The sequence below is a fragment of the Streptomyces sp. NPDC107522 genome (assembly GCF_055657525.1).
Genome location: NZ_JBVKAU010000011.1, coordinates 217,202 through 244,197, shown reverse-complemented (window position 1 = coordinate 244,197; position 26,996 = coordinate 217,202). Strand labels below are relative to the sequence as shown.

The window sequence follows — 26,996 nt, the reverse complement described above, 5'->3', positions numbered from 1 at the left end:
CGGTATCAGCCCAGGTCGGGGGCGTGCATGGCGCGGACGCCCTCGATGTTGCCGTCCAGGTAGTGCCGCAAGGACAGCGGTACGAGATGGACAGAGGCGATTCCGACCCGTGTGAAAGGCACCCGCACGATCTCGTACTCGCCGATGGGCTCGTCGACCTCGGGGCCGTGCCGCAAGGACGGGTCCATGGACTCCAGACGGCAGACGAAGAAGTGCTGCACCTTCACCCCCGTCGCGCCGCCGTCCTCGCCGATGTGCTCGACGGTGTCGACGAAGCAGGGCACCACGTCGACGATCTTGGCGCCGAGCTCCTCGTAGACCTCGCGGTGCAGGGCCTCGACGACGGTGGCGTCCGTCGGCTCGACCCCGCCACCGGGAGTGAGCCAGTAGGGATCCATGCCGGGCTTGGTGCGCTTGATCAGGATCAGGTCGTCACCGTCCAGCAGAACGGCGCGGGCGGTGCGCTTGACCACGGGTCGGACGGTCATGGGAGAAATGTGGCCCGGCTGGTTCCACGTGAAACATCGCGAAACGTCACCGATCGAGCTCACCGGGTAATGAGCAGAGATTCCCTGGTCAGGCCCATTCGGAAGCCGCTCGCAGCAGCCACTCGTGGGCCCGGGCGATCTGCGGCATCGCCAGCGTGCCGGTGCGGACCACCAGGAAGTACGTCCGCAGCGGCGGCACCGGCGGATCGTGCAGGGCGACGACGTCGCCACGCTCCAGGGCGGCCGCGCACAGATAGCGGGGCAACACCGCCAGTCCTGCCCCGGCGGTCGCACAGGCGAGGACCGCGCGCAGGTCGGGGACGATCACGGTGCCCGGGGCGGCGGGACGGGAGTCGTAGACCGAAGCCCAGTAACGGGACACGAAGGGCAACGACTCGTGCACTTCCACGACCGGGACGTCCTCCAGGGCGTGCGCTCCCTTGTGGCGCAGCTGCCCCGAGTCGATCCGGTCGACCCAGTGGGGAGCGGCGACGAGGACATGCTCTTCGTCGCAGAGCGGAGTCGCGGTGAGCAGAGCGCCGCGCGGACGGGCCGTGCTGATGGCCAGATCATGATGCCCGGCGGCCAGCCCCTCCAGGGTCTCCTCGGCGTTGCCGAACGACGCGCGCAGCGCAAAGGCCTGGCCGTCCTCGCCGGTCAGCTCCGTGAGCGCGGGCAGCGCCCGCTCGGCGGTGAACTCAGGCGGGCCGGCGAGGTGCAAGGTGCGTAAGGAAGAGTCGTCGTCGAGGCCGGTCTCGGCGATCTCCACCAGGGCGTCGAGGTGTGGCGCGGCCTTGTGGGCGAGTTCATCGCCGATAGTCGTCGGCGTCACCCCGCGGGCCTGCCGCAGGAACAGGGGGCGGCCCAACTGCCGTTCCAGCGTGCGTATCTGTGAGGTCACGGCCGGCTGCGACAGGCCGAGCAACGCGGCGGCGCGGGTGAAGGAGCCGGCCCGGTGCACGGTCACAAAGGTGCGCAACAAGGCCAGATCCATGCCACACCCTCCCTTTCCCCGCCCTTCTCCCCACCCCCAGGGCAGGGCCCAACTATAAATAAGTCGATAGGTCGCTGTCGCTACTGTGATTGGACACTGACAGAGAGTCAACTAGCCTTGTTCGCGCGGTTCTTCGCGCGCGGAACCGAGGGCGGTCCGAGCCACGAGGGGGGAGGCTCGGACCGCCCGATCTACGTAGTCGCACACCGACGGACGCCCGGGAAAACTCCGTCACCGAGCCGATTCGTCCAGCGCACGCAGCACATCCGCCACCAGATCCTCGGGATCCTCGGCACCGATCGACATGCGAATGAAGCCCTCCGGCACCGCGTCGCCACCCCAGCGTCCGCGCCGCTCGGCCGTGGACCGCACCCCGCCGAAGCTGGTCGCGTCGTCGACGAGCCGCAGGGCGTCGAGAAAACGATCGGCACGCGCGCGCGAGGGCAGCGTGAAGGACACCACGCACCCGTAGCGCCGCATCTGCTGCGTGGCGACGGCGTGCGAGGGGTCGCCGGGCAGCCCGGGATAGCGCACCCCCAGCTCCTCCGGCCAGTCCCGCAGCGCCTCGGCGACCGCCAGGGCACTGGCGTTCTGCCGGTCCACGCGCAGGTGGAGCGTGGCGAGGGAACGGTGCGCGAGCCAGGCCTCCATGGGCCCCGGAATCGCCCCGACGATCTTGCGCCAGCGCCGTACGGCGGTCATGGCCTCGGCGTTCCGGCCGGTGACGTACCCCAGCAGCACATCGCCGTGCCCCGTCAGCTGTTTGGTGCCGCTGGCCACGGAGAAGTCGGCACCGAGTTCCAGCGGCCGCTGCCCGAGAGGCGTCGCGAGAGTGTTGTCGACGGCGACGAGGGCGCCACGCGCGTGTGCCGCCTCGACGAGCCGCCGGATGTCGCACACGTCCAGGCCGGGGTTGGACGGGCTCTCGATCCACAGCAGCTTCGCGCCGTCCAGGACGCCGAGCTGGGCGTCCCCGCCGGTCGGCGCCGTGCGCACCTCGATGCCATACGCCTCCAGCTGCGCGCGCACCAGAGGCAGCGCCTGGTAGCCGTCGCTCGGCAGGACGACCGCGTCCCCGGCGCGCAGCTGGGAGAAGAGCACCGACGACGTCGCGGCCATGCCGGATGCGAACACCAGCGTCTCGACGCCGTCCTCTCCCGGCGCCTCCAACTCGCCGATGGCGCGCTCGAGGTGGGTCCAGGTCGGGTTCTCGTCGCGGCCGTAGGTGTACGGTCCCGTGGGCTCGCCCGGCAGGTGGTAGTGCGCGGCGAACACCGGGCCCGGCAGAGGCGGCTCGTACTTGACCGGCTCGGGCAGCCCTGCCCGCACTGCACGCGTGCCGTCTCCGTCACCGGATCGCGGCCGCTGCGCACCCGTGTCACTCATGCCGCCTGGCCCTCCACCTGCTCGCGGACCGCCGCGAGGAGTCCCGTGCCGGCCGCCTCCACCATCTCGAGGCACTCCTCGAAGCCGTCCCGGCCGCCGTAGTACGGGTCCGGAACATCCAGGTCGTCGCCTGCGGCGGGATCGTAGGAACGCAGCAGCCGCACCTTCGCCGCGTCCTCCGGTGAAGGCGCGAGGCGGCGCAAAGCCTTGAGGTGGCCGGCGTCGAGCGCGATGACGAGGTCGAGGCGTTCGAACCAGGACGGCTGGAACTGCCGGGCCGTGTGGCCGCTGTCGTAGCCGTGCTCCTCGAGGACGGACACGGTGCGCGGGTCGGCCGGGTCGCCCTCGTGCCAGCCGCCGGTGCCGGCGCTGTCGATCTCGACCAGCCCGTCGAGTCCGGCCTCCGCCACCCGGGCGCGGAAGACGGACTCGGCCATGGGCGAGCGGCAGATGTTGCCGGTGCAGATGAAGCAGACGCGGTAGGTCATCGAACGCTCAGTCCCCGTCGGGCAGGGCGACGTGCAGCGCCCAGGAGACGATCGAGATGATCAGGCCGCCGAGCACCGCGGTCCAGAAGCCTTCGACGTGGAAGCTCAGGTCGAGCTGGTCGGCCAGCCACGAGGTGAGCAGCAGCATCAGCGCGTTGACGACCAGGGTGAACAGTCCGAGCGTCAGGATGAGCAGCGGCAGGCTGAGCAGCTTGACTATCGGCTTGACCAGGAAGTTCACCAGGCCGAAGATCAGCGCGACGATGATCAGGGTGCCGACCTTCTTGCCCGTGCTGTCACCGGTCAGGGTGATCTTGTCGAGCAGCCATACGGCGACCGCCAGGGCACCCGCGTTGGCGATCGTCTTGACTACGAAATTCTTCATGTGTCTGATCGTGGCAGACGAAATCGGCCATGAGCAGTGGGACAAGGGCGGACGACAGCGATGAAGGCATTCCGGCTGGATGAACTGGAGGCGGAGCGCGCCGCCAACGAGGGCGCCTACCTGCAGTTTCTACGGGAGCGGAACATGTCGGTCGGCCTGTACGCGCTCAACGCCGGCGAGCACGATCCACAGAAGCCGCACAACCAGGACGAGGTCTACTTCGTTGTGAGCGGCCGCGCCCACATCACGGTCGGCATGGAGACCACGCAGGTGGCGCGCGGCAGCGTGGTGTACGTCCCGGCCGGAGTCGCCCACAAGTTCCACCACATCAGCGAGGATCTGCGGGTGCTCGTCGTGTTCTCTCCACCCGAGAGCTGACTTTCGGCCTCAGGGTTCCCTAGGGGATCGATCAGGGGAGGACAAGGGCTGCGAGGCCCCCGCGGGGCCACCTGCCCGCCCTAGCATCGAGTGCAGGGAATCAGCAGATTCGAAGGATCAGACCCGGCACAGGGACGGGCGGAGAAGTAAGGACGAGGGCGATGCGTGAGATCTTCGCAGGACTGCCGTGGTGGGTGAAGTGGATCGCGGTGCCGGTCATCGCCCTGGTCGTGTTCGGCGGGCTGATCGCCAGCGTCGTCGGGTTCGTCATCGGACTGCTCTTCAAGGTGCTGGTCTTCGTGGCCCTGGTGGGCGGACTCATCTACGTCGTACGGAAGTTCACCTCGAGTTCCTCGTCGCGCAGCGACTGGTGAGGGCCGTGGGGACAGGGAGGCGGTAACAGGAACCACCGGTTCCCTCGGGCGAGGGAAGTTTTCCGGGCAGGGCGTCTGCGAGCGGTGGCGGACGAATAGAGTCCGGAAATCGACGCGGGGACGACCCCGCGAGCGGCGTGCACCCCCTCCCGTGTTCCCCCGCACGGGCTCCCCCCTCGCGCTTCGGGAGTGACCCTTGGCCACGGTTGACACCGCACCCTCAACACCCCACGCACCCTCAGAACCCCCCACGTCCGTGGGACGGCCGCGTTCCTCCGTACCCCAGGTACCGCGGCAGGCGTCCCCGACCCCCACCGAACAGCCGTCCTCCGCGACGCTCATCGGATCCGTCCAGCGTGCGATGCGCCTGCTGGAATGCGTCGCCTCACACGAGTACGGCGCCCCCGCCAAGCAACTCGCCCGCGAGACCGGCCTGGCGCTGCCCACCGCGTACCACCTCTTGCGCACGCTGGTGCACGAGGGCTATCTGCACCGCGACAAAGGGCTGTTCTTCCTCGGGGAGGCAGCCGTACGGCTCAGCAGCAGCGGGGCCCAGCAGAAACGTCGCAGCACGGTTGCCGACGCGCTCGCCCAATGGCGTGATGCCATCGGTGTCCCGGTTTACTACGCCCAGTACCGCGAGGGCGAGATCGAGGTCATGTGCGTTTCCGACACTCCGGGCAATCCGGCAGTCGAGGAATGGGCCGACTTCCGTGAGACCGGCCACGCGCACGCCATCGGCCAGTGCCTGCTGTCCCAGCTGGACGAGGACGCCCGCCGGGACCACCTCGACCGCCATCCCGTGCAGTCCATCACCCCGTACACGGTGCGCGACAGCCGCACGCTGCTGCAACGCCTCGAACAGGCCCGCCGGATGGAGCCCGTGACCGAGCGCCAGGAGTACGCCCTGGGCACCGTGTGCGCGGCGATCCCGATCACGGTGGGCACCACGGCCGCGACGATGGCCATTTCCCTGCCCGTCCATCAGGCCGACCGGCTGCTGACGGCGGCGCGGCAACTGCAGGACGAGATCGGGCGGCTCCTGGGGTCACTGGCGATCTCTATCAGTATCTGAAAACTCACTCCTTGTGATCTCTCGTGTACGTTCAGCAAGATTCCACCAGTGTCGGGGTCCGTTCCCGGCCAGTCGAAGGCAACCGACGGGGTAGGCGATGCGCGAGTCCGTACAGGCAGAGGTCATGATGAGCTTTCTCGTGTCCGAGGAGCTCTCCTTCCGCATCCCGGTGGAGCTGCGCTACGAGACCTGTGATCCCTACGCCGTACGGCTGACCTTTCACCTGCCCGGTGATGCCCCGGTGACCTGGGCCTTCGGCCGTGAGCTTCTGGTCGACGGGGTGGGCCGGCCGTGCGGCGAGGGAGATGTACGGGTCTCGCCGGCCGGCTCCGAGACGCTGGGCGATGTCCTGATCCGACTTCAGGTCGGCGCCGACCAGGCGCTGTTCCGCTCCTCGGTGGCGCCGCTCGTGGCCTTCCTCGACCGCACCGACAAGCTGGTGCCGCTCGGTCAGGAGGGAGCGCTCGCCGACTTCGACGCCCACCTCGACGAGGCCCTGGACCGCATCCTGGCGGAGGAGCAGAGCGCGGGCTGAGACGTTACGGCCGCGCGGGGGGTGGCGTAACGCTTCGCCGGGCGCCGTGAGGGCGCGCGGGAACGCTTCTTCTGCGCGGGGCGTACTCGGGTCTCCGCCGGATGAGCAGGGTCGGGTGCGCGAGATCGGCCGCTGCATCCGGCACTGCTGCCGCGGCAGCGGTGTCCGGCGCTGCTTCCGTCGCGGACGTATCCGTCACTGCTCCCACCGTGGCCGTACCCATTACGGCTCCCCCCGTGGCTGTATCGGGCATTGCTTTCCCCACGGCCGTATCCGTCACTGCCTCCCCACGGCCGTATCCGTCACCGCTTCCCCACGGCCGTGATCCGTCACCGCTTCCTTCGTCGTCCCCGTCCGCCGCGCCCCGGACCCGGCTGCCCCGTGGGCGGCTGTGCGCCCGCTGCGGCAGGCTGAGTACCCGTCGGCCCCGTCCCCTTCTCCGGCCGGTCGGCCGAGACCACCAGCGCCGCGAGAGCGGTGGTGACCGGCACCGAGGCGACCAGGCCGATGGAGCCCACCAGGGTGCGCACGATCTCCTCCGCCACCAGCTCACTGTTGGCGACCGTGCCGACGCCGCTCTGCGCGATCGAGAAGAGCAGCAGCAACGGCAGCGCGGCGCCCGCGTAGGCGAGGACGAGCGTGTTGACGACGGACGCGATGTGGTCGCGGCCGATCCGGATGCCCGCTCGATACAGCCCGCGCCACCCCATCGTCGGGTTGGCCTCGTGCAGTTCCCAGACCGCGGACGTCTGCGTGACCGTCACGTCGTCGAGGACACCGAGTGAACCGATGATGATGCCGGCGAGCAGCAGACCGCTCATGTCGATCGACGGATACAGCCCGTGGATGAGGCCGGTGTTGTCGTCGGTGTTGCCCGTGAGCGCAGCCCAGTCGATGAACACGGAGCCGAGGATGCCGATCAGCAGCAGCGAGATCAGCGTGCCGAGCACCGCCACCGACGTACGGGCCGAGAGGCCATGGCACAGATAGAGAGCGATCAGCATGATCGCGCTCGAGCCCACCACGGCTACGACCAGCGGGTTCGAGCCCTGCAGGATCGCGGGCAGGATGAAGAAGTTGAGCACCAGGAAGCTGATGGCCAGCGAGATCAGCGCCATGAGGCCCCGCATCCGCCCCACGAGCACGACCGCGAGGGCGAAGATGCCGGCCAGGACCGCCAACGGAACGCGCCGGTTCACGTCGGTGACCGAGTACTGCAGGTCCTTGGGCGCCGAGGGCTCGTAGGCGACCACGACCTCCTGGCCCTCGTGCAACTGACGTGACTGGTCGGGCTGCACGATCTCCGTGAACGTACGGCCCTTGTCCTTGCCCGTGTCGACGCGGATCGTCGCCTTCTTGCAGATGCCCTTCTCCTGCTGCACTGCGGAGGAGCCCTCGGCGGTGGAGGTGTCACCGGTCGGGGGCACTCCCGAGGCGCCCACGTCCTTGCAGTTCACCTCGACCACCTTGGTGACCGTGGCCTGCTGTGTCTGCCGGTCGAAGCCGACGCCGGTGCGCTCGTGCGGCGGGGCACCACCCGGCCACAGCACCGCGAGACCCACCACCACCGCCGCGGCGAACGGAATGAGAATCGCCGCGATGACCTTGCGCAGGTGCTGGGAGACAGGTGCCGCAGGACCGTGGGCGTGACTGTGCGAGTGCCCGTGCCCGCCGCCGTCACCGCCGCCTCGTGAGCCGCCGGATCCGGAACCGTGCCCATGGCCACCAGAGGAATCGTGCCCATGGCCACCACCGGAATCGTGACCGTGACCATCGCCCGGGCCGGGACCCTGCTCCGGTGAGCCGCCGGATCCGGGACCATGGTCGTGCACGCCACCGGAACCGGGATGGTGACGGTACGGTCCACCGGAACCGGAGACGGAACCAAAGCCGCGCCCGTGCCCGCCGCCGGCCTCGCTCCCGTGCTCCTGCATCCCACTGCTCCTCGGGCCGTGTTCGTGCCAGCCGTCGGATCCAGCTGTGTGATCGTCGTGACCGCCGCCTCCGGAACCACGGCCGTATCCGCCGTCGTATCCAGCTCCGGGAACTCCTGAACCCCGGCCGTCTGCACGGCCGTTGCCCCGCGCGGGGCCGTTTCCGGCGCCGGGTCCGCGGGGCCGCTCGGGCGGTGGGTACGGAGGTTCATGCGGTGTGGTCACCGACCGATCATCGCAAGAACGAGGGGGGCCCTCTGTTCACCGCGCCCGAATTGACGCTAGCGTGGTGCCACCTTTGTACACGCGGGAGCTCGGAGCACCGGGCTGAGAGGGCGCTGACCTCCGTCCCAGCGATGTTTCACATGAAACATCACCCATCGCGAGTGATGTTTCACACGAAACGTCGGCAGACGGAAACCGCTGCGTCGACCGCCGAACCTGTTACCGGGTAATGCCGGCGTAGGGAGTAGGTCTCATGACCAACAGGGACGCACGCACGCCTGCCTCCGTCCAGGACGACAAGTCCCAGGAGGCCGGGAAGTCCATCGGCTGGCACAAGGCGTACATCGAGGGCTCCCGCCCCGATCTGCGGGTGCCGGTCCGCCAGGTGCATCTCACCAACGGGCAGTCGGTCACGCTGTACGACACGTCGGGCCCGTACACCGATCCACTCGCCGATACCGACGTCCGCAGGGGGCTGCCCCCGCTACGGGAGAACTGGATCATCGCCCGCGGTGACACCGCGGAGTACGCGGGCCGCCCTGTCCGTCCCGAGGACGACGGGATCAAGCACACCTCGCCGCGCGGCGGCCTGCGCAACCTCGACGCGGTCTTCCCCGGACGCCCGCGTCAGCCCCGCCGCAGCCGTGACGGCAAGGCGGTCACGCAGCTCGCCTACGCGCGCCGCGGCGAGATCACACCGGAGATGGAGTTCGTGGCCCTCCGCGAGAACGTTTCTCCAGAGGTGGTGCGGGAGGAGATCGCCGCAGGCCGTGCGGTGCTTCCCGCCAACGTCAACCACCCGGAGATCGAGCCGATGATCATCGGCAAGCGGTTCCTGGTGAAGGTCAACGCCAACATCGGCAACTCCGCGGTCACCTCCTCCATCGAGGAGGAGGTCGAGAAGATGACCTGGGCGACCCGTTGGGGCGCCGACACGGTCATGGACCTGTCCACCGGCCGCAACATCCACACCACCCGCGAGTGGGTGCTGCGCAACTCCCCCGTGCCCATCGGCACGGTGCCGCTCTATCAGGCGCTGGAGAAGGTCGACGGCCGCGCCGAGGAGCTGACCTGGGAGATCTACAAGGACACGGTCATCGAACAGGCCGAGCAGGGCGTGGACTACATGACGGTCCACGCGGGCGTGCGCCTGCCGTACGTGCCGCTCACGGCCAACCGCAAGACCGGCATTGTCTCCCGTGGCGGTTCGATCATGGCTGCGTGGTGCCTGGCGCACCACAAGGAGTCGTTCCTGTACGAGAACTTCGAGGAGCTCTGCGAGATCCTCGCCGCATACGACGTGACGTACTCACTGGGTGACGGCCTCAGGCCCGGTTCGATCGCGGACGCCAACGACGAGGCACAGTTCGCGGAGTTGAGGACGCTCGGGGAACTCAACACGATCGCCAAGCGTTTCAACGTACAGACCATGATCGAGGGCCCGGGACATGTCCCGATGCACAAGATCAAGGAGAACATCGACCTTCAGCAGGAGATCTGCGATGAAGCTCCGTTCTATACGCTCGGCCCGCTGACCACGGACGTCGCGCCGGCGTACGACCACATCACCTCCGGCATCGGTGCCGCGATGATCGCCTGGTGGGGCACGGCCATGCTCTGCTACGTCACGCCCAAGGAGCACCTGGGCCTGCCCAACCGTGACGACGTCAAGACCGGCGTCATCACCTACAAGATCGCCGCCCACGCGGCCGACCTCGCCAAGGGACACCCCGGTGCGCAGGAGTGGGACGACGCGTTGTCCGACGCCCGCTTCGAGTTCCGGTGGGAGGACCAGTTCAACCTCGCCCTCGACCCGGACACGGCACGGGAGTTCCACGACGAGACGCTGCCGGCGGAGCCCGCGAAGACGGCTCACTTCTGCTCCATGTGCGGGCCGAAGTTCTGCTCGATGAAGATCTCCCAGGACATCCGCCGCCGACACGGCGGGTCCCAGGAGGAGATCGAGGAGGGCATGGCTCAGAAGTCGAAGGAGTTCGCGGCGGCGGGCAACCGGGTGTACCTGCCGATCGCGGACTGACGTCGACGTCCTGACCCAGGGCGCCATGCCCCGGTGTCGGGCGTGCTGCCGAAGTCTTCGGCTTGCGCCTCCCCGAGGAGGTCTCCCCGGGGCTCCGTCGATGAGGAGGGCCCCGACCGGGGCTCTCCCAGGGCGGCGGCGCAAGCCGAGGGCTACTCCGGCTGGTGTTCCGGCCCTCCGAAGTCCGGGCTCGTGTAGTCCGGGCTGGTGAAGCTCGGGCGCGAGCCCGAGGAGGCTCCGTCGTCCGGGCTGCTGAAACCCGGGCGGTCGTAGCCGAGGCTCGGGATGCGGCCGGCCGGTGCGGACGGTGAGGTGCGGTGCAGTGCCGATGCCGTGCCGGGGTCGGCGAGTGCCTCCCGCAGGAAGGGCAGGATGCCGCGCTCCAGCAGCGCCTCGCGCCAGGCTTCCCTGGCCCGGGCGACCTCCTCGCTCAGTTCGCCGTACGGTCCGCCGTCGAACGCGGGCTGGTTGCGCAGGGCGGTGAGCAGGAGTCCGACGGCGGCGACCAGGATCGTGGCCGCCGCCACGGCGCCGAACACCCATCCGGTGGTGAGCATCGTCTGGGCGAACGCCGGCTCGGGGTCGAACATCTTCAGGATGTAGCCGACGAGCAGGAAGATCGCCGCGGCGGTGCCGGCGAGGACGGGTGCCAGGACGGCGACCACGGCGATGACACCGGGGCCGGCGGTCTCGGCGACCTCTCCCATGGTGGTGGCGAGCCCCATCGCCCCCGTTCCCGACTCGACGGAGCCGGGCTCGCGGGCGGACGACGGGGTGGACGGCGCCGGTTGGCGCAGTTCCTCGCGGACCTTCACGTAGTGCTGGTACTCGGTCGCCGCGGCCGCCGTGATGAGTGCGGTGGCGTTGAGCGCCATGGTGCGCAGCTGTTCGGGGTTGAGCCGCTGTCCGACAGCGGTCAGTTCCGGGCGGTGTGGTGCGGAGCGCAGCGCCTCGTCGAGGATCCGCTCGTAGTCCTGGCGGTCCTCGCTGAGCAGGTGCTGCGGAACGCTGTTCATGTGCATCCCCCGATGCTCCGTAGGGCTTGGGGCTCGCATGGCAACGAGCCGTCGGGCAGAAACGGAGGGGAGCCTGCTACGGATAAGCCGATGGTAGAGCGGTGACGGCACACGGTGACAGGGGGTTTGACAAAATTGGGCCCTGGCCTGCGCCGTCTTCCGTCACTGCGTCATGGGGCGACGCCTGCCCCGTGAACGGTCAGATATCCAGGGGAAGTTGCTGGACCAGCAGCTTTCCGGCCATGGTCACGCCGCCGTCCATCGCGATGGCGAGACCGTCGGCGTAGACGTGCGGCCCCTCGACCGAGGGCCCGCGGTCGTCCTCGCCGTCCTCGGAGCCGACCTCGCCCATCAGGTACGGAATGGGGCTGTGGCCGTGAACGATGCGGGTGCCGCCGTACGTATCGAGCAGGGAGCGCACATGGTCGGCGCCGCCCTCGTCGCGGAAGGAGAAGCGCCTGGTGAACTTGCGGAAGAGGTCCCAGACTTCGTCGGCATCGTTGCGGGTGAGCGTCTCGCGAACGGTGTCGTTGACCGCCTCGATCGAGTCGCCGTAGTCGAGATAGGCGGTGGTGTCCGAGTGCACGAGCAGGTGGCCGTCGACTTCTTCCATGGCGTCCAGCCGTGACATCCACTGCAGGTGGTGGTCCTGGAGGCGGTCCATGTCGGTCTTCTGGCCGCCGTTGAGCAGCCAGGCCGCCTGGAAGGTGGCGGTGCCCGCGCCGGAGTTGACGGGGGTGTCGCCGAAGCGCTTGGCGCCGATCAGCAGCAGCTCGTGGTTGCCCATGAGGGCCTTGCAGTAGCCGCCGGCCGCGGCCGCCTCCGCGGACAGCCGCATCACGAGGTCGATGACGCCGATGCCGTCGGGGCCGCGGTCGGTGAAGTCGCCGAGGAACCACAGCCGGGCGGTGCCCGCGCACCAGTTCCCGGCGGTGTCGATCAGGCCCTTCTCCTGGAGGGCGGCCATCAGCTCGTCGAGGTAGCCGTGCACGTCGCCGACGACGAACAGCGGGCCGGGACCGCCCACCGACTGCTGGACGGGCAGGGAGGCGGGGTCGACCTGCACCTGAACCTGAACCGTGTCACCGCGGTTGATGACGGGAAGGTCGCGCTGCGTCGGCGTGTACCCCTCCGGATAGCCCTCGTCGAGGAGCGGGACGACGTCGCCCGGATGCGTGCTGTGGGCGTACGGACCGGTCTCGTGGACGTAAGCGGGCACCCGGAAGTCGCGCAACGTCGCCGTCCGCTCCACCTCGGGTCCCTGACCGGCCCCCTGAGTCATCAGACCCCTCCACCATCGCGCCGCAGCTGCACCGCATCGGACTGCCTGGTCGCAGCGGCCCGCGGTGTCGTGGGCCCATCATAGGAATGCCGATCGCGCCATGTGATGACCCAGGGGTGGTGAATCGGAGCAGGACTCCTGTTCACCGCGGCTTTCGCCCCGATTGGGCAGGGCTTCGGTCACCTGATGACCGCGCTCCCCGTCGCTTCCCGACCTGTTTCCGGCGCTCCCGGACCTGGTCCCGGACCTGCTCCTGGGCCTGCTCCTGGGCCTCCCCCGCCCTGCGTCCGCCACCTCTCCCGACCTGCTCTACCGCTCCTCGGGCGACCGAGGCGGGCTGACCGTCGTCCGAGGCGGCCGTCGCTGGGAAGAGGTACGCACGATCAACTCGGTCGGTATCACCTGCTCGACCGGCTGGTCCGACTCCACCCCTTCGATCGCGTCGATGAGGAGCTGGACCACGGCCGTGCCGATCCGGCGCGGCTTCAGGGAGAGAGTGGTGATGGGCGGCTCGGTGTTGGCGTACACGGTGGACTCGCTGCAGCAGACCAGAAGCAGGTCGTCCGGTACGCGCAGCCCGTAGCGGCGGGCGGCGGCGAGCAGGTCGGTGCCGTTCGGGTCGAAAAGGCCGTAGACGGCGTCGGGGCGGTCGGGGCGGGCGAGCAGCCGGTCGGCGGCGACGGCGCCCGCGCACGGGTCGTGCGCCGGGTAGGCCTCGTACACCGGATCCTGGCCGACCCGCTCGCACCAGCGCAGGTACGCGGTGGTCGACAGATGGGTGTACGTGTCCGTCGTGGTGCCCGTCAGCAGACCGATCCGGCGGGCGCCCGCGTCGGCCAGGTGGTCGAGGATGCCGAGTACGGCGGCCTCGTGGTCGTTGTCGACCCAGGCGGTGACCGGGAGCGAGCCGGCCGGGCGGCCGTCGGAGACGACCGGCAGCCCTTGTCTGACCAGTTCGCTGACGACCGGGTCCTGGTCGGACGGGTCGATGACGACCGTGCCGTCGAGGGCGACGTTCGACCAGACGTCGTGACGCGAGGTCGCGGGGAGGATCACGAGGGCGTAGCCGCGGGCGAGCGCGGCCGAGGTGGCCGCCCGGGCCATCTCGGCGAAGTACGCGAACTCGGTGAAGGTGAAAGGTTCATCCCCATATGTCGTCACGGTCAGGCCGATGAGTCCTGACTTGCCGGTACGGAGCGTGCGGGCGGCGGCCGAGGGCCGGTAGCCCAGCCGGTCGGCCACCTCGCGGACGTGGCGTCGGGTGGCGTCCGGGAGCCGGCCCTTGCCGTTGAGGGCGTCGGAGACGGTCGTGATGGAGACTCCCGCAGCGGCGGCCACGTCTCTGATGCCGGCCCGGCCGGGCCGACTGCCTCGGCGTGAGGTTTCCGCGCGGCTCACCTGGTGCTTCCCTGCTGCTGTCATGGCGAGCCGATAGTAGGGCTCATGCGGTGGGGTAGTGCGGACGCATATGCACGCGTTGACAGGCACGTTTCTGCAAGGTCATGGAGCGTCAAAAGCCTTGGATTGCAAGGGAGTTGAACGATCCAATGGCAAGACCTGACTTGTCGGCGCGCATGGGCCTGCCAAGTGCCCGATGTTTCGAAGAGGTCTCAACTCACCTTCACGGGTGATGCGCGCCACGGCGTGAGCCACCGGCGCATAGATATATGTGTGACGCGCCCCCCAATTCGTACAACTTCGTACAGTGATGCCCCTGATGCAGGCGTGACAGAAGGGGCTGGCGGTTCGAGGGCGTCGCACCTGTACGCATCGGCGCGGAATCCTCATAAGGTGAGGGGTATTGGAGACGGCGGTGATGATGGGCCGCCAGTGGTCGCGAGGAGGACTGCGGTGAGCGAGACGAGCCCCAAGCTGCGCGTCGAGCTGGAGGGTATCCCCACCTACAAGCCGGGCAAGCCTGCCGCGGCCGGTGGACCCGTGGCCTACAAGCTGTCCTCCAACGAGAACCCCTACCCACCGCTGCCCGGCGTGATGGAGTCCGTGACGGCCGCCGCCTCGTCCTTCAACCGCTACCCGGACATGATGTGCACGGCGCTGATGAACGAGCTCTCCGAGCGCTTCGGCGTCCCGGCCTCCCACCTGGCCACCGGCACTGGCTCGGTCGGCGTCGCCCAGCAACTGCTGCAGGCCACCTCCGGACCCGGCGACGAGGTCATCTACGCCTGGCGGTCCTTCGAGGCGTACCCGATCATCACGCAGATCAGCGGCGCCACGTCGGTGAAGGTGCCGCTGACGCCGGGTGATGTGCACGACCTGGACGCCATGGCCGCCGCCATCACCGACCGGACCAGACTGATCTTCGTCTGCAATCCCAACAACCCGACCGGCACGGTCGTGAAGCGGGCCGAGCTGGAGCGGTTCCTCGACCGGGTGCCCGGTGATGTGCTGGTGGTGCTCGACGAGGCGTACCGCGAGTTCATTCGCGACCCCGAAGTGCCGGACGGTGTGGAGATCTACCGTGAGCGGCCGAATGTCTGTGTCCTGCGGACGTTCTCCAAGGCGTACGGGCTCGCCGGCCTCCGTGTCGGCTTCGCGATCGCCCAGGAGCCGGTCGCGGCGGCGCTGCGCAAGACGGCGGTGCCCTTCGGGGTGAGCCAGCTCGCGCAGGATGCGGCCATCGCCTCGCTGCGTGCCGAGGACGAACTGCTCGGCCGAGTCGGCTCGTTGGTGTGCGAGCGCAACCGCGTGGTCGACGGGTTGCGCGCTCAGGGGTGGACGGTGCCCGAGACCCAGGCCAACTTCGTGTGGCTGCGGCTGGGGGAGCGGACGGTCGCCTTCGCGGAGGCGTGTGAGCAGGCCGGCGTGGTGATCCGGCCGTTCCCGGGCGAGGGTGTGCGGGTGACGGTCGGGGAGGCCGAGGCGAACGACATCTTCCTGAAGGTGGCGGAAGGGTTCCGTAAGGAGTTCTAGAGGTCCGCTGGTTCGACCAGTTCTACCCGCACCGGATCACCGTTGCGCACTGTCGCCAGCAGGCGGGGGTCGCCGTCGAGGCGGCCCAGGATGTTGCACGGACTCGCGAGGCGGCACTCGTCGCCTCGCGAGATCGGCGTGGGTCCGTAGGGGAGGGCGAGCGCATCTCCCTCGGTCCAGAACGCGACCGTGCCCGGCTCGACGACCTGCCGCGCGTCCGTTTCACGTGAAACAGACACTCCTGTGTCGAAGTAGACCTCCTCGCCCCAGGTGCGGGCGGTGGAGACGAGCGGCAGGGCCTTGGTGAGGGCCTGTGCGGTCGGAGTGTCGTCGAGGGTCGCCGTGAGGTGACCTGCGGGCCAGGAGATCCGTATCCGTAGCGAAGCATGTGTCTGCATGCTGGCGATTCAACAATATGTTGAAGTTCCCGCCAAGGGGTTGGCTACATCGGGGACCCCCCTTCGTGGCCGGGAAGCGGGTGCTGCATAATTGCTTGTGAATGTGAACGCTTTCACAAGCGTAGGTAAGGAGCGGCGACGTGGACCTGGCTTTGGCGCCGGAGACTCTGGCGCGCTGGCAGTTCGGTATCACCACCGTCTACCACTTTCTGTTCGTCCCCCTGACGATCTCGCTGGCCGCTCTGACGGCCGGACTGCAGACCGCCTGGGTGCGCACGGAGAAGGAGAAGTACCTCAGAGCGACGAAGTTCTGGGGCAAGCTCTTCCTGATCAACATCGCGATGGGTGTGGTCACCGGCATCGTGCAGGAGTTCCAGTTCGGCATGAACTGGTCCGACTACTCCCGCTTCGTCGGTGACGTCTTCGGTGCCCCACTCGCCTTCGAGGCCCTGATCGCCTTCTTCTTCGAGTCCACCTTCATCGGTCTGTGGATCTTCGGCTGGGACAAGCTGCCGAAGAAGATCCATCTGGCCTGCATGTGGATGGTCTCCATCGGCACGATCCTGTCGGCGTACTTCATCCTCGCGGCCAACTCCTGGATGCAGCATCCCGTCGGCTACCGGATCAACGAGGCGAAGGGGCGCGCCGAGCTCACCGACTTCTGGCTCGTGCTGACCCAGAACACCGCGCTCGCCCAGGCCTTCCACACCCTCTCGGCGGCCTTCCTCACCGGTGGCGCGTTCATGGTCGGCATCTCGGCGTTCCACCTGCTGCGCAAGAAGCACATCCGCGAGATGAAGACATCGCTGCGGCTCGGCCTGGTCACCGTCGTCATAGGCGGCATGCTCACCGCGATCAGTGGTGACGTCCTCGGCAAGATCATGTACGAGCAGCAGCCGATGAAGATGGCCGCGGCCGAGGCGCTGTGGGACGGCGAGAAGCCGGCGCCCTTCTCGATCTTCGCCGTCGGTGACGTCGACAAGGGCCACAACAAGGTCGCGATCGAGATCCCGGGCCTGCTGTCCTTCCTGGCCAAGGACGACTTCACCTCGTACGTCCCCGGCATCAACGACGTCAACAAGGCCGAGCAGGAGAAGTACGGTCCCGGCGACTACCGGCCCAACATCCCCGTCGCCTACTGGGGCTTCCGCTGGATGATCGGCTTCGGCATGGCGTCGTTCGCCATCGGTCTGGTCGGACTCTGGCTGACCCGCAAGAAGTTCATGCTGCCGCAGCACCTGAGGGTCGGTGACGACGAGGTGCCGCATCTCGTCCTGCTCCCCAACAAGGCGCTCGGTCCGAAGCTGACCCAGTGGTACTGGCGCATCGCGATCCTGACGCTGGGCTTTCCTCTGATCGCCAACTCCTGGGGCTGGATCTTCACCGAGATGGGCCGACAGCCGTGGGTCGTCTACGGCGTGCTGCAGACCCGGGACGCGGTCTCCCCCGGAGTCTCCCAGGCAGAGGTGCTCACCTCGATGATCGTCTTCACGGCGCTCTACGCCATCCTCGCCGTCGTCGAGGTCAAGCTGCTCGTGAAGTACGTCAAGGCCGGCCCGCCCGAGCTCACCGAGGCCGACCTGAACCCGCCCACGAAGATCGGCGGCGACTCCCGTGACGCCGACAAGCCGATGGCCTTCTCGTACTAGGCCGAGGGAGCTGCACAGTCATGGAACTTCACGACGTCTGGTTCGTCCTGATCGCCGTCCTGTGGATCGGCTACTTCTTCCTGGAGGGGTTCGACTTCGGGGTCGGCGTCCTCACCAAGCTGCTGGCCCGCAACCGGCCCGAGCGGCGGGTGCTGATCAACACCATCGGGCCCGTCTGGGACGGCAACGAGGTGTGGCTGCTCTCGGCGGGCGGCGCCACCTTCGCCGCCTTCCCCGAGTGGTACGCCACGCTCTTCTCCGGCTTCTACCTGCCCCTGCTCCTCATCCTGGTCTGCCTGATCGTCCGGGGCGTCGCCTTCGAGTACCGGGCGAAGCGGCCCGAGGAGAACTGGCAGCGCAACTGGGAGCAGGCGATCTTCTGGTGCTCGCTGATCCCGGCGTTCCTGTGGGGCGTGGCCTTCGGCAACATCGTGCGGGGCGTGAAGATCGACCAGAGTCATGAGTACGTCGGCACCGTCCTGGACCTGCTCAACCCGTACGCGCTCCTCGGGGGCCTGGTGACGCTGACGCTGTTCACCTTCCACGGTGCGGTGTTCACCGCGCTCAAGACCGTCGGTGAGATCCGGGAGCGGGCGCGGGCCCTGGCCCTGCGTGTCGGCCTCGCCGCCGCCGGTCTGGCGCTGCTCTTCCTGCTCTGGACGCAGATCGAGAGCGGCGACGGTCAGAGCCTGGTCGCGCTCGTGGTGGCCGTGGTCGCGCTGATGGCGGCGCTGGTGGCGAACCAGGCCGGGCGCGAGGGGTGGTCGTTCGCCTTCTCCGGCGTCACGATCGTGGCCGCGGTGGCGATGCTCTTCCTGACGCTCTTCCCGAACGTCATGCCGTCTTCCCTCAATGACGAGTGGAGCCTCACGGTCACCAACGCCTCGTCGAGCCCGTACACCCTGAAGATCATGACGTGGTGCGCGGCGATCGCCACCCCGGTCGTCATGCTCTACCAGGGCTGGACCTACTGGGTGTTCCGCAAGCGGATCGGTACCCAGCACATCGCTGAAACAGTGCACTGAGGTGTGTTTCACGTGAAACCAATCGATCCGCGTCTGCTGCGGTACGCCCGTGCCACCCGTCTCTTCCTGGGTGCGGTCATCGGCCTGGGCGCTGTCGGGGCATTGCTGGTCATTGCCCAGGCGATGCTGGTCGCCGAGGTGGTGGTCGGCGCCTTCCAGCACGGACTGTCCGCCGCTGACCTCCGCACTCCCCTGCTGCTGTTGGTGACTGTGGCGGTCGGCCGCGCGCTGGTCTCCTGGCTCACGGAGCTTGCCGCACACCGGGCGAGCGCCGCGGTGAAGTCGGAGCTGCGAGGGCGGCTGCTGGAGCGGGCGGCGACGCTGGGGCCCGGCTGGCTCGGCGGGCAGCGGACCGGATCGCTGGTGGCCCTTGCCACACGGGGCGTCGACGCCCTGGACGACTACTTCTCCCGGTACCTGCCGCAGTTGGGGCTTGCGGTCGTCGTACCCGTGGCGGTGCTGGCGCGGATCGTGACCGAGGACTGGGTGTCGGCGGCCATCATCGTCGGCACCCTGCCCCTCATCCCGGTCTTCATGATGCTGATCGGCTGGGCCACGCAGTCCCGGATGGACCGTCAGTGGCAGTTGCTGTCGCGGCTGTCCGGACACTTCCTGGACGTCGTCGCCGGGCTGCCGACCCTGAAGGTGTTCGGGCGGGCCAAGGCGCAGGCCGAGTCGATCCGCCGGATCACCGGCGAGTACCGCAGGGCGACCATGCGGACCCTGCGGATCGCCTTCATCTCCTCCTTCGCGCTGGAGCTGCTCTCGACCCTCTCGGTGGCGCTGGTCGCCGTGACGATCGGGATGCGGCTCGTCCACGGCGAGATGCATCTGTACGACGGCCTGGTCGTGCTCGTGCTGGCGCCCGAGGCGTATCTGCCGCTGCGCCAGGTGGGCGCTCAGTACCACGCGGCGGCCGAGGGGCTGGCCGCGGCCGAGGAGATCTTCGAGGTACTGGAGACTCCGGCGCCGGCCTCGGGTACCGCGGCGGTGCCGACTGGGGCGATGTCGTTCGAGTTCGACGGGGTCTCGGTCCGTTACCCCGGCCGCTCCGCCGATGCCGTGGCGGGTGCGTCCTTCGCAGTCGAACCCGGCGAGACGGTCGCGCTCGTCGGGCCGAGCGGTGTGGGCAAGTCGACGCTGCTGAACGTGCTGCTGGGGTTCGTGCGGCCCAGTGCAGGGCGGGTGCTGGTCGGGGGAGCCGATCTCGCCGAGCTCGATCTGGAGGAGTGGCGCTCGCGGATCGCCTGGGTGCCGCAGCGGCCGCACCTGTACGCCGGGACGGTCGCCGAGAACGTACGGCTGGCGCGTCCCGACGCGGACGACGCCGCCGTGCGACGGGCGCTGGGGGACGCCGGGGCGCTGGAGTTCGTGGACGCGCTGCCCCAGGGCGTCGACACCGTGCTGGGTGAGGACGGGGCCGGGCTGTCCGCGGGGCAGCGGCAGCGGCTCGCGCTGGCCCGGGCGTTTCTCGCGGACCGGCCCGTGCTCCTGCTGGACGAGCCGACAGCCGCGCTCGACGGGGCCACCGAGGCCGAGGTCGTGGAGGCGGTGCGCAGGCTGGCGGTGGGGCGGACGGTGCTGCTGGTGGTGCATCGGCCGGCGTTGCTGGGCGTGGCGGACCGGGTGGTGCGGCTGACGGAGACGGTCACCCCCGCTCACGCGGAGATCGCGTCCCACGACGGCACCGAGACCGGACCCAGGGCGACCACCACCCGGCCGATCCAGGAGGAACAGGCGGACGAGGCCGCCGCGCCGGACACGGCCGGCACCCGCGATGCTCGCAAGGCCCTGGCCCGCGTCCGCGCCATGTCCGGTGCCCGGCGCGGTCGCCTCGTCCTCGCGCTGCTGCTCGGGAGCCTCGCGCTCGGCAGTGCCGTCGGGCTCATGGCCACCTCCGGGTGGCTCATCTCGCGGGCCTCGCAGCAGCCGCCCGTGCTGTATCTGATGGTGGCGGTGACGGCGACGCGGGCCTTCGGCATCGGACGAGCCGTGTTCCGGTACGCCGAGCGGCTCGTGTCGCACGACGCGGTGCTGCGGATGCTGGCCGACACCCGGGTCGCCGTGTACCGGCGGCTGGAGCGGCTGGCGCCCGCAGGGCTGCGCCGCACGCGGCGGGGCGATCTGCTGTCGCGGCTCGTCGCCGATGTGGACGCGCTGCAGGACTACTGGCTGCGGTGGCTGTTGCCCGCCGCTGCCGCGACCGTCGTGTCCGCCGGGGCCGTCGGCTTCACCGCCTGGCTGCTGCCCGAGGCCGGTGCCGTGCTCGCCGCCGGGCTGCTGGCGGCCGGGGCCGGAGTCCCGCTCCTCACGGGTACAGTCGCCCGCCGCGCCGAGCGGAGGCTGGCCCCCGCCCGCGGAGTGCTCGCGACGCGCGTGACGGATCTGCTCACCGGCACCGCGGAGCTGACCGTGGCCGGCGCCCTGCCCGCCCGTACGGCCGAGGCTCGGCGGGCCGACGGGGCGCTCACCCGGATCGCCTCGCGGGCCGCCGCCGCGACCGCGCTCGGCGACGGACTCACCGCGCTGATCTCCGGGCTCACCGTCGCCGCCACCGCCCTCGTGGGCGCCCAGGCGGTCGTCGACGGGCGGCTGGGCGGCGTGACGATGGCCGTCGTCGTCCTCACCCCGCTGGCTGCCTTCGAGGCCGTCCTCGGGCTGCCGCTCGCCGTGCAGTACCGGCAGCGGGTGCGCAAGAGCGCCGAGCGCGTGTACGAGGTGCTGGACGCCCCCGAGCCCGTACGGGAACCGGAGCAGCCCCGGCAGGCGCCCGCGTCACCGTTCCCCGTCGCCGTCAGGGGTCTGACCGCCCGCCACGCGGGGCAGGAGCGGGATGCGCTCGCCGGCCTCGACCTGACCCTGGAGGAGGGCCGCCGGATCGCCGTCGTCGGGCCGTCCGGGTCCGGCAAGACCACGCTGGCGCAGGTGCTGCTGCGCTTCCTGGACGCGGACTCGGGCTCGTACACGCTGGGCGGCGTAGACGCGTACGCACTGGACGGCGACGAGGTGCGCCGGCTGGTCGGGCTTTGCGCGCAGGACGCGCACCTGTTCGACAGCTCCGTGCGCGAGAACCTGCTGCTCGCCAAGAAGGACGCCACCGAGGCCGAACTGCGCGACGCCCTGAAGCGTGTCCGGCTGCTCGACTGGGCCGACGGCCTGCCCGACGGGCTGGACACGCTCGTGGGCGAGCACGGGGCGCGGCTGTCGGGCGGTCAGCGGCAGCGGCTCGCGCTGGCCCGCGCACTGCTCGCCGACTTCCCCGTCCTCGTCCTCGACGAGCCCGCCGAGCACCTCGACCTGCCCACCGCCGACGCGCTCACCGCCGACCTGCTGACCGCCACCGAGGGCCGGACGACCCTGCTCATCACCCACCGACTGGCCGGGCTGGAGGCCGTCGACGAAGTGGTTGTCCTGGAGGAGGGGCGTGTGGTGCAGCGGGGCGCGTTCGCGGAACTGGCCGCCGCGGACGGGCCGCTGCGGGAGATGGTGGAGCGGGAGGAGCAGGCGGATCTGCTGGTGGGGACGACCTGACCGCCGGCGTTCGCGTCAACACCCGTACTGACCCGTCCGCAGCAACACGTCCCCCAGGCGTACCACCCGAACAGGACCCTGACCCGACCCGCGGGCCACGATCGCTGACATGCGCTCATACCGCCGCCGTCTCCTGATCGTTCCGGCGCTGCTGTGCGTGCTCGCCTCACTCGCCGCCCGACCCGCCGACGGGAAGCGGACCCCGGGCGACAACGGCACCGGAACCGGTGGCGATTCCGCCCTCAGCGCGCAGGTGGTGCAGCTGTACGCGGATGCGGCCCGGGCCACGCAGCAGTACGAGGCCGGGCGGCAGGAGGCCGAGGTGCAGCGGGCCGAAGCACAGCGGATCGAGGCGCTGCTCGAGCGTGAACGGCGGGAGATCGGCGTCCTGCGCGAGGACCTGGGCCGGATCGCACGCGCCCAGTACCGCACCAGCGGCGGGATGCCGCTCACCGCGCAGATCATCCTGGCGAAGAGCCCGGAGCAGCTGATGCGCGGTCAGCATGTCTTCTCGCAGACGAACCTGGCCGTCGGCAACGCCATCGAGAAGAGCCGACGCGCCGAGAAGCGGCTCGCCACGGACGAGGCCAAGGCCGCGGCGGCCTGGCAGAACCTGGAGAAGCGCAACGCCGCGCTCGCCGAACTGAAGAAGGGCATCGAGCAGAAGCTCGAAAGGGTGCGCTGGCAGTTGCAGGGGCAGGCCGACGCCTCCGTGGCCGCCGGCTCCTGCAGCGGTGCCGTCCGGCTCGACCAGCCGAAGACGGACTTCACGAGCGAGTGGGTCGAGCCGGTGGAGTCGTACCAGCTGTCGGCGGCATTCGGCAGCGGCGGGCTGCGGTGGGCGAACCGGCACACCGGCCAGGACTTCGCCGTGCCGATCGGCACGCCGGTGCGGGCGGTCGGGGACGGGCGCGTCGTGAAGGTGTCGTGCGGGGGCGCCTTCGGCATGGAGATCGTCCTCCGGCACGCGGACGGCTACTACACGCAGTACGCCCATCTCGCCGCTGTCGCCGTCGACCAGGGCGAACGGGTCGACACAGGGCAGTGGATCGGCCAGTCCGGCACGAGCGGCAACTCCACGGGCCCGCACCTGCACTTCGAGGCGCGGGTCACCGCGCAGATGGGCTCGGCGGTGGATCCGGTGCCGTGGCTGGCGGCGCGGGGAGTGCGGCTCGGGTAGGCCGGTCGCCGCGGCGTGAGCCTGCCTAGTCCCGCAGGGCCAGCAGCTGTTCGATCACGACCGCCACCCCGTCGTCGTTGTTGGCGACCGTCCGCCCTGACGCGGCGGCGATGACATCCGGGTGCGCGTTGCCCATCGCGTACGACTGGCCCGCCCACGTCAGCATCTCCACGTCGTTCGGCATGTCACCGAAGGCCACGACCTCCTCGTGCGAGATACCGCGCTCGGCGCAGCACAGGGCGAGCGTGCTGGCCTTGGAGACCCCGGGGCCGCTGATCTCCAGCAGGGCGCTCGGACTGGAACGGGTGACATTGGCGCGGTCGCCGATGGCGAGGCGGGCGAGGGTGAGGAAGGCGTCGGGGTCGAGGGTGGGGTGATAGGCGAGGATCTTGAGTACCGGCTCGTCGGCACCGGGGCCGTCCGCCGCCAGGAGGTCCTCGGCCGGTGCGAGATGGTCCGGTATCTCCATGTGCAGCTTGGGATAGTCCGGCTCCTGGTGGAAGCCGTACGTCTGCTCCACGGCGTACACCGTGCCCGGTGCCTCCTCACGCAGCAGCCGTACGGCGTCCAGCGCGTTCTCCCGGGCCAGCTCCCGCACCTTCACGAACCGGTGGGTGCCCGGGCCGCCGTGCAGGTCGACCACCGCGGCGCCGTTGCCGCAGATCGCCAGGCCGTGACCGTGGACGTGGTCGCTGACGACGTCCATCCAGCGGGCAGGGCGGCCGGTGACGAAGAACACCTCGATGCCCGCCTCCTCGGCGGCGGCCAGCGCGGCGACCGTGCGCGGCGAGACCGACTTGTCGTCCCGCAGCAGGGTGCCGTCCAGGTCGGTGGCGATGAGCCGCGGGCGGACGGCGGCGGCCGGGGTCTGAGGCTGTCGAGTCGCTGAGGTCACCGGGCCATTCTCCCGCATATGCCTGCACGGCCGTGCGGGAGACCGCACATCTGAGGCGGTGGCTGAGGAGAAACCGCCCCTGAGGAGACCGGCCACGGGGCGCTGACCAGCACCGTCGCGCCCGCCGTGCTCAGCGCAGCTGCGCCGGCGCCTCCATGGCGATCTGCTCGAAGACCTTCTCGTCGGCCGCGAAGTCCGAGTCCGGGATCGGCCAGTGGACCACGATCTCGGTGAATCCCAACTCCTGGTGGCGCCCCGCGAAGTCCACGAAGGCGTCGAGGGACTCCAGCGGACGGCCGCGATCCGGGGTGAAGCCGGTGAGCAGGATCTTGTCGAGCCCGGCCACGTCCCGGCCGATCTCGGCGCAGGCGTCGGCCAGCTTCTCGGCCTGTCCACGAATGGCTTGAACCGACTGTTCAGGAGTGCCGTTCTCGTACAGCTTGGGGTCACCGGTGGTCACCCATGCCTGCCCGTACCGCGCCGCGAGCCGCAGCCCGCGCGGTCCGGTCGCGGCGATCGCGAACGGCAGCCGGGGGCGCTGCACACATCCCGGGATGTTGCGCGCCTCGTGCGCCGAGTAGAAGTCGCCCTCGTACGACACCGAGTCCTCGGTCAGCAGCCGGTCCAGGAGCTGGACGAACTCGGCGAACCGGTCCGCCCGCTCGCGCGGCGACCACGGGTCCTGGCCGAGCACGGTGGCGTCGAACCCGGAGCCGCCCGCACCGACGCCGAGCGTGAAGCGGCCGCCGGAGATGTCGTCGAGGGAGATCAGCTCCTTGGCGTACGGCACCGGGTGCCGGAAGTTCGGCGAGGTCACGAGGGTGCCCAGCCGCAGGTGGTCGGTGACGGCCGCGGCGGCGGTCAGTGTCGGCACGGCACCGAACCACGGGCCGTCCCGGAAGCTGCGCCAGGACAGGTGGTCGTAGGTGTACGCGGCGTGGAAGCCGAGCTGCTCCGCGCGCTGCCATGCCGCGCGACCCCCCTCGGACCAGCGGCGGTACGGGAGGATCACGGTGCTCAGGCGCAGACTCATGACTCGAGCCTAAGCGGCCGAACGGGTTTCACGTGAAACAGTCACCGCACGCGGCTGCTCAGCCACGGAGTGAGGTGGATCATGAAAGGGCTCAGTGCGTCTCGGGGAACCGCACGTACTGCGGCGGGACGAACTCGGTCAGCCAGACTCCGTTCTCGCTGACGTGGAATTCATAGCCGTCACGGTGCATGGCACCGGCGTCCACGGAGAGCACGACGGGGCGGCCACGGCGGGAGCCGACGCGGCTCGCGGTCTCGCGGTCGGGCGACAGATGCACGTCGTGCCGGTCCATGGCCTTCAGCCCCTCGGCGCGGATCGCGTCCAGACTGCGGGCCACGGTGCCGTGGTAGAGGTACGGCGGTGGCGTCGCCGGGGGAAGGCCGAGGTCGACGTCGATGGTGTGGCCCTGGCTGGCGCGGATGCGGTTTCCCTCGACGGCGAAGCGCTTCTTGTCGTTCGTGGCCACCACATGATCGAGTTCCTCGCGCGTGAACCGGAACCCGTGCGCGGCCGCCGCGGCGATCAGGGTCTCGATCTCGACCCAGCCGCCCTCGTCGAGCGTGAGCCCGATCCGCTCGGGCTGGTGGCGCAGATGCTTCGAGAGGTACTTCGACACCTTCACGGTGCGTCTCTCGTCCATCCCGCTGTGATCTCTCTTGCTCATACCTTCAGGGTGCGGGAGCGGAGCGAATCACGCGAACGATTTCGCTTCGGATGTTTGATCCACAAGCAAGTGCGGTTTTCCACAGGGGAATTGGCGATTCTGTGGACAACAGGCCGTGGTTTCAAGGCGTTTCGTCAAGATCATTTGATGGTCTGTGACTTGCGGCGAGTCGGTCCAAGGCGCGGGAGCGCACCTCCCGTTCGGCGGCCAGTGCGATGAACGCCGGAGCCTGTTCAGGGCCAACCAGGCTCTCCACCGCCTGCATTGTCTCCACCGGAAGCGACACCTTTCGCGTCTGATTCCGAAGTTCCGGCGCCTCGTCCTTTCCCAGGTGCTGACGCAGCTGCCGAATCGCCAACAACCGCATGGCCCGGGCGAGTTCCGCGTCCACCGTCTGCTGGGCGAGCGGGCGCAGCCGGCGTACGAGCGAGGCCGCTTCGGCCGCGTCGGAGTCCGTCGGGCCGTGCGGCCCGTCGAGGTAGCGGGCGAAGACGTGCTCGGTGGTGAACTCCAGGAAACGGGCGGCGATGTGCTCGACCTGACCCCTCAACTCCCTCAGATGACCTGCGATCGCCGAAAGAGGCACTCCGGCGGCGTGCAACTCGACGGCCACGGCGAGCTCTTGAGGGCTCGGTACGAGGAAGGTGTCGCCGTCACCGGGTACGGGCTCCAGCACGCCGAGCTCCACGGCATCGGTCACCGCCGCGTCGTCCGGAGCCCCGCCGAAGCGCTCGGTCAGCTCGGCGCGCGAGATCCGTACCGCCTCCTCGTCGGTCCACGGCCCGTCCACCTCGGCGACCAGCCCGAGCACCCCGCCGAGGCCGCGACCGGCGTCCCAGGCCTCCAGGAGCTCCTTGATGGAGGCAAGGGTGTATCCGCGGTCGAGCAGGTCGGCGATCTGGCGCAGGCGGACCAGGTGGGCGTCCCCGTAGACGTTGGCGCGGCCACGGCGTTCGGGGCGGGGGAGCAGGCCTCGGTCCTGGTAGGCGCGGATGGTGCGGACGGTGGCGCCGCTGCGGTGGGCAAGGTCTTCTATGCGGTACGTCTCGTCCATGCTCGGTCGCCCCCGGTCCGCTGTAGTACGGCCAGTTC

General features: G+C 69.5%; 24 protein-coding genes. 10 read left to right on the top strand and 14 right to left on the bottom strand.

The genetic code is table 11. From position 1 onward, the window contains the following. Nucleotides 1-5 precede the first annotated feature (5 nt). The 5 genes from ACZ7L6_RS30570 to ACZ7L6_RS30550 form a co-directional block, all read right to left on the bottom strand. A complete protein-coding gene (locus ACZ7L6_RS30570; RefSeq protein WP_471929407.1) occupies nt 6-488 on the bottom strand; it encodes an NUDIX domain-containing protein in 483 nt (160 codons plus the stop codon). 88 nt (nt 489-576) lie between these two features. Beyond that, nucleotides 577-1,482, bottom strand: a complete 906-nt coding sequence (locus ACZ7L6_RS30565; protein ID WP_471929405.1) for a LysR family transcriptional regulator — start codon at nt 1,480-1,482, stop codon at nt 577-579. A gap of 231 nt (nt 1,483-1,713) precedes the next feature. Then, entirely contained in the window at nt 1,714-2,868 is a 1,155-nt protein-coding gene (locus ACZ7L6_RS30560) for a cystathionine gamma-lyase (RefSeq protein ID WP_471929403.1), read from the bottom strand. Further along, the gene (locus ACZ7L6_RS30555) at nt 2,865-3,356 is read right to left on the bottom strand and encodes a low molecular weight protein-tyrosine-phosphatase (protein ID WP_471929401.1); all 492 of its coding nucleotides are present in this window, start codon (nt 3,354-3,356) and stop codon (nt 2,865-2,867) included. Before ACZ7L6_RS30555 ends, ACZ7L6_RS30560 begins: the two co-directional genes overlap by 4 nt. A 7-nt stretch (nt 3,357-3,363) precedes the next feature. Next, nucleotides 3,364-3,741 carry a phage holin family protein gene (locus ACZ7L6_RS30550; protein WP_398812357.1) on the bottom strand — a complete coding sequence of 126 codons (378 nt, stop codon included), beginning with the start codon at nt 3,739-3,741 and terminating at the stop codon, nt 3,364-3,366. 60 nt (nt 3,742-3,801) lie between these two features. On the opposite strand from ACZ7L6_RS30550, the gene ACZ7L6_RS30545 reads away from it, so the two are divergent. From ACZ7L6_RS30545 to ACZ7L6_RS30530, 4 genes are all read left to right on the top strand, one after another. Continuing rightward, nucleotides 3,802-4,119: a cupin domain-containing protein gene (locus ACZ7L6_RS30545; protein ID WP_062721140.1), complete on the top strand. Its 318-nt coding sequence runs from the start codon at nt 3,802-3,804 to the stop codon at nt 4,117-4,119. Between the two features lie 161 nt (nt 4,120-4,280). After that, entirely contained in the window at nt 4,281-4,493 is a 213-nt protein-coding gene (locus tag ACZ7L6_RS30540; protein WP_030048440.1) for a DUF5326 family protein, read from the top strand. Nucleotides 4,494-4,689: 196 nt separating this feature from the next. Next, the gene (locus ACZ7L6_RS30535) at nt 4,690-5,568 is read left to right on the top strand and encodes an IclR family transcriptional regulator (protein ID WP_471929398.1); all 879 of its coding nucleotides are present in this window, start codon (nt 4,690-4,692) and stop codon (nt 5,566-5,568) included. Between the two features lie 97 nt (nt 5,569-5,665). Then, complete coding sequence (locus ACZ7L6_RS30530; RefSeq protein ID WP_062707976.1) at nt 5,666-6,103, top strand: SsgA family sporulation/cell division regulator; 438 nt, start codon at nt 5,666-5,668, stop codon at nt 6,101-6,103. Between the two features lie 329 nt (nt 6,104-6,432). Here ACZ7L6_RS30530 and ACZ7L6_RS30525 read toward each other — a convergent pair whose 3' ends face one another. Beyond that, entirely contained in the window at nt 6,433-8,037 is a 1,605-nt protein-coding gene (locus ACZ7L6_RS30525) for a YibE/F family protein (protein ID WP_471929396.1), read from the bottom strand. A 478-nt stretch (nt 8,038-8,515) separates the two neighbouring features. Here ACZ7L6_RS30525 and thiC point away from each other — a divergent pair, with 478 nt between their 5' ends. Then, nucleotides 8,516-10,300 carry a phosphomethylpyrimidine synthase ThiC gene (gene thiC, locus ACZ7L6_RS30520; RefSeq protein WP_471929394.1) on the top strand — a complete coding sequence of 595 codons (1,785 nt, stop codon included), beginning with the start codon at nt 8,516-8,518 and terminating at the stop codon, nt 10,298-10,300. 152 nt (nt 10,301-10,452) lie between these two features. Here thiC and ACZ7L6_RS30515 read toward each other — a convergent pair whose 3' ends face one another. The 3 genes from ACZ7L6_RS30515 to ACZ7L6_RS30505 all read right to left on the bottom strand — a co-directional run bounded on the left by ACZ7L6_RS30515 (nt 10,453) and on the right by ACZ7L6_RS30505 (nt 14,020). Then, nucleotides 10,453-11,322 (bottom strand): hypothetical protein, encoded by an 870-nt coding sequence (locus ACZ7L6_RS30515; RefSeq protein ID WP_471929392.1) that lies wholly within the window; start codon nt 11,320-11,322, stop codon nt 10,453-10,455. Nucleotides 11,323-11,515: 193 nt separating this feature from the next. Beyond that, a complete protein-coding gene (locus ACZ7L6_RS30510; RefSeq protein ID WP_471929390.1) occupies nt 11,516-12,598 on the bottom strand; it encodes a metallophosphoesterase in 1,083 nt (360 codons plus the stop codon). Between the two features lie 309 nt (nt 12,599-12,907). Then, nucleotides 12,908-14,020, bottom strand: coding sequence for a LacI family DNA-binding transcriptional regulator (locus ACZ7L6_RS30505; RefSeq protein ID WP_078504158.1), 1,113 nt, complete (start codon nt 14,018-14,020; stop codon nt 12,908-12,910). A gap of 429 nt (nt 14,021-14,449) precedes the next feature. On the opposite strand from ACZ7L6_RS30505, the gene hisC reads away from it, so the two are divergent. Next, a complete protein-coding gene (gene hisC / locus ACZ7L6_RS30500) occupies nt 14,450-15,529 on the top strand; it encodes a histidinol-phosphate transaminase (protein ID WP_471929388.1) in 1,080 nt (359 codons plus the stop codon). Here the strand turns inward: hisC and ACZ7L6_RS30495 are convergent. Then, nucleotides 15,526-15,927, bottom strand: a complete 402-nt coding sequence (locus tag ACZ7L6_RS30495; protein ID WP_471929386.1) for a cyclophilin-like fold protein — start codon at nt 15,925-15,927, stop codon at nt 15,526-15,528. The genes hisC and ACZ7L6_RS30495 overlap by 4 nt on opposite strands. A 140-nt stretch (nt 15,928-16,067) precedes the next feature. Here ACZ7L6_RS30495 and ACZ7L6_RS30490 point away from each other — a divergent pair, with 140 nt between their 5' ends. The 4 genes from ACZ7L6_RS30490 (at nt 16,068) to ACZ7L6_RS30475 (ending at nt 23,312) form a co-directional block, all read left to right on the top strand. After that, a complete protein-coding gene (locus ACZ7L6_RS30490; RefSeq protein ID WP_471929384.1) occupies nt 16,068-17,576 on the top strand; it encodes a cytochrome ubiquinol oxidase subunit I in 1,509 nt (502 codons plus the stop codon). 20 nt (nt 17,577-17,596) lie between these two features. Beyond that, complete coding sequence (cydB, locus tag ACZ7L6_RS30485; protein ID WP_471929382.1) at nt 17,597-18,601, top strand: cytochrome d ubiquinol oxidase subunit II; 1,005 nt, start codon at nt 17,597-17,599, stop codon at nt 18,599-18,601. A 12-nt stretch (nt 18,602-18,613) separates the two neighbouring features. Continuing rightward, complete coding sequence (cydD, locus tag ACZ7L6_RS30480) at nt 18,614-22,132, top strand: thiol reductant ABC exporter subunit CydD (protein ID WP_471929380.1); 3,519 nt, start codon at nt 18,614-18,616, stop codon at nt 22,130-22,132. Between the two features lie 109 nt (nt 22,133-22,241). Then, nucleotides 22,242-23,312 (top strand): peptidoglycan DD-metalloendopeptidase family protein, encoded by a 1,071-nt coding sequence (locus ACZ7L6_RS30475; protein ID WP_471929378.1) that lies wholly within the window; start codon nt 22,242-22,244, stop codon nt 23,310-23,312. 25 nt (nt 23,313-23,337) lie between these two features. Here the strand turns inward: ACZ7L6_RS30475 and ACZ7L6_RS30470 are convergent, their stop codons facing one another. The 4 genes from ACZ7L6_RS30470 to ACZ7L6_RS30455 form a co-directional block, all read right to left on the bottom strand. After that, the gene (locus ACZ7L6_RS30470) at nt 23,338-24,207 is read right to left on the bottom strand and encodes a Cof-type HAD-IIB family hydrolase (protein WP_471929376.1); all 870 of its coding nucleotides are present in this window, start codon (nt 24,205-24,207) and stop codon (nt 23,338-23,340) included. Between the two features lie 130 nt (nt 24,208-24,337). Next, the gene (locus tag ACZ7L6_RS30465) at nt 24,338-25,240 is read right to left on the bottom strand and encodes an LLM class flavin-dependent oxidoreductase (protein ID WP_471929374.1); all 903 of its coding nucleotides are present in this window, start codon (nt 25,238-25,240) and stop codon (nt 24,338-24,340) included. A 91-nt stretch (nt 25,241-25,331) separates the two neighbouring features. Continuing rightward, entirely contained in the window at nt 25,332-25,880 is a 549-nt protein-coding gene (locus ACZ7L6_RS30460; RefSeq protein ID WP_471929445.1) for an RNA 2'-phosphotransferase, read from the bottom strand. 145 nt (nt 25,881-26,025) lie between these two features. Beyond that, on the bottom strand, nt 26,026-26,958 hold the full coding sequence (locus tag ACZ7L6_RS30455; RefSeq protein ID WP_471929372.1) for a MerR family transcriptional regulator: 933 nt from the start codon (nt 26,956-26,958) through the stop codon (nt 26,026-26,028). Nucleotides 26,959-26,996: the final 38 nt, after the last annotated feature.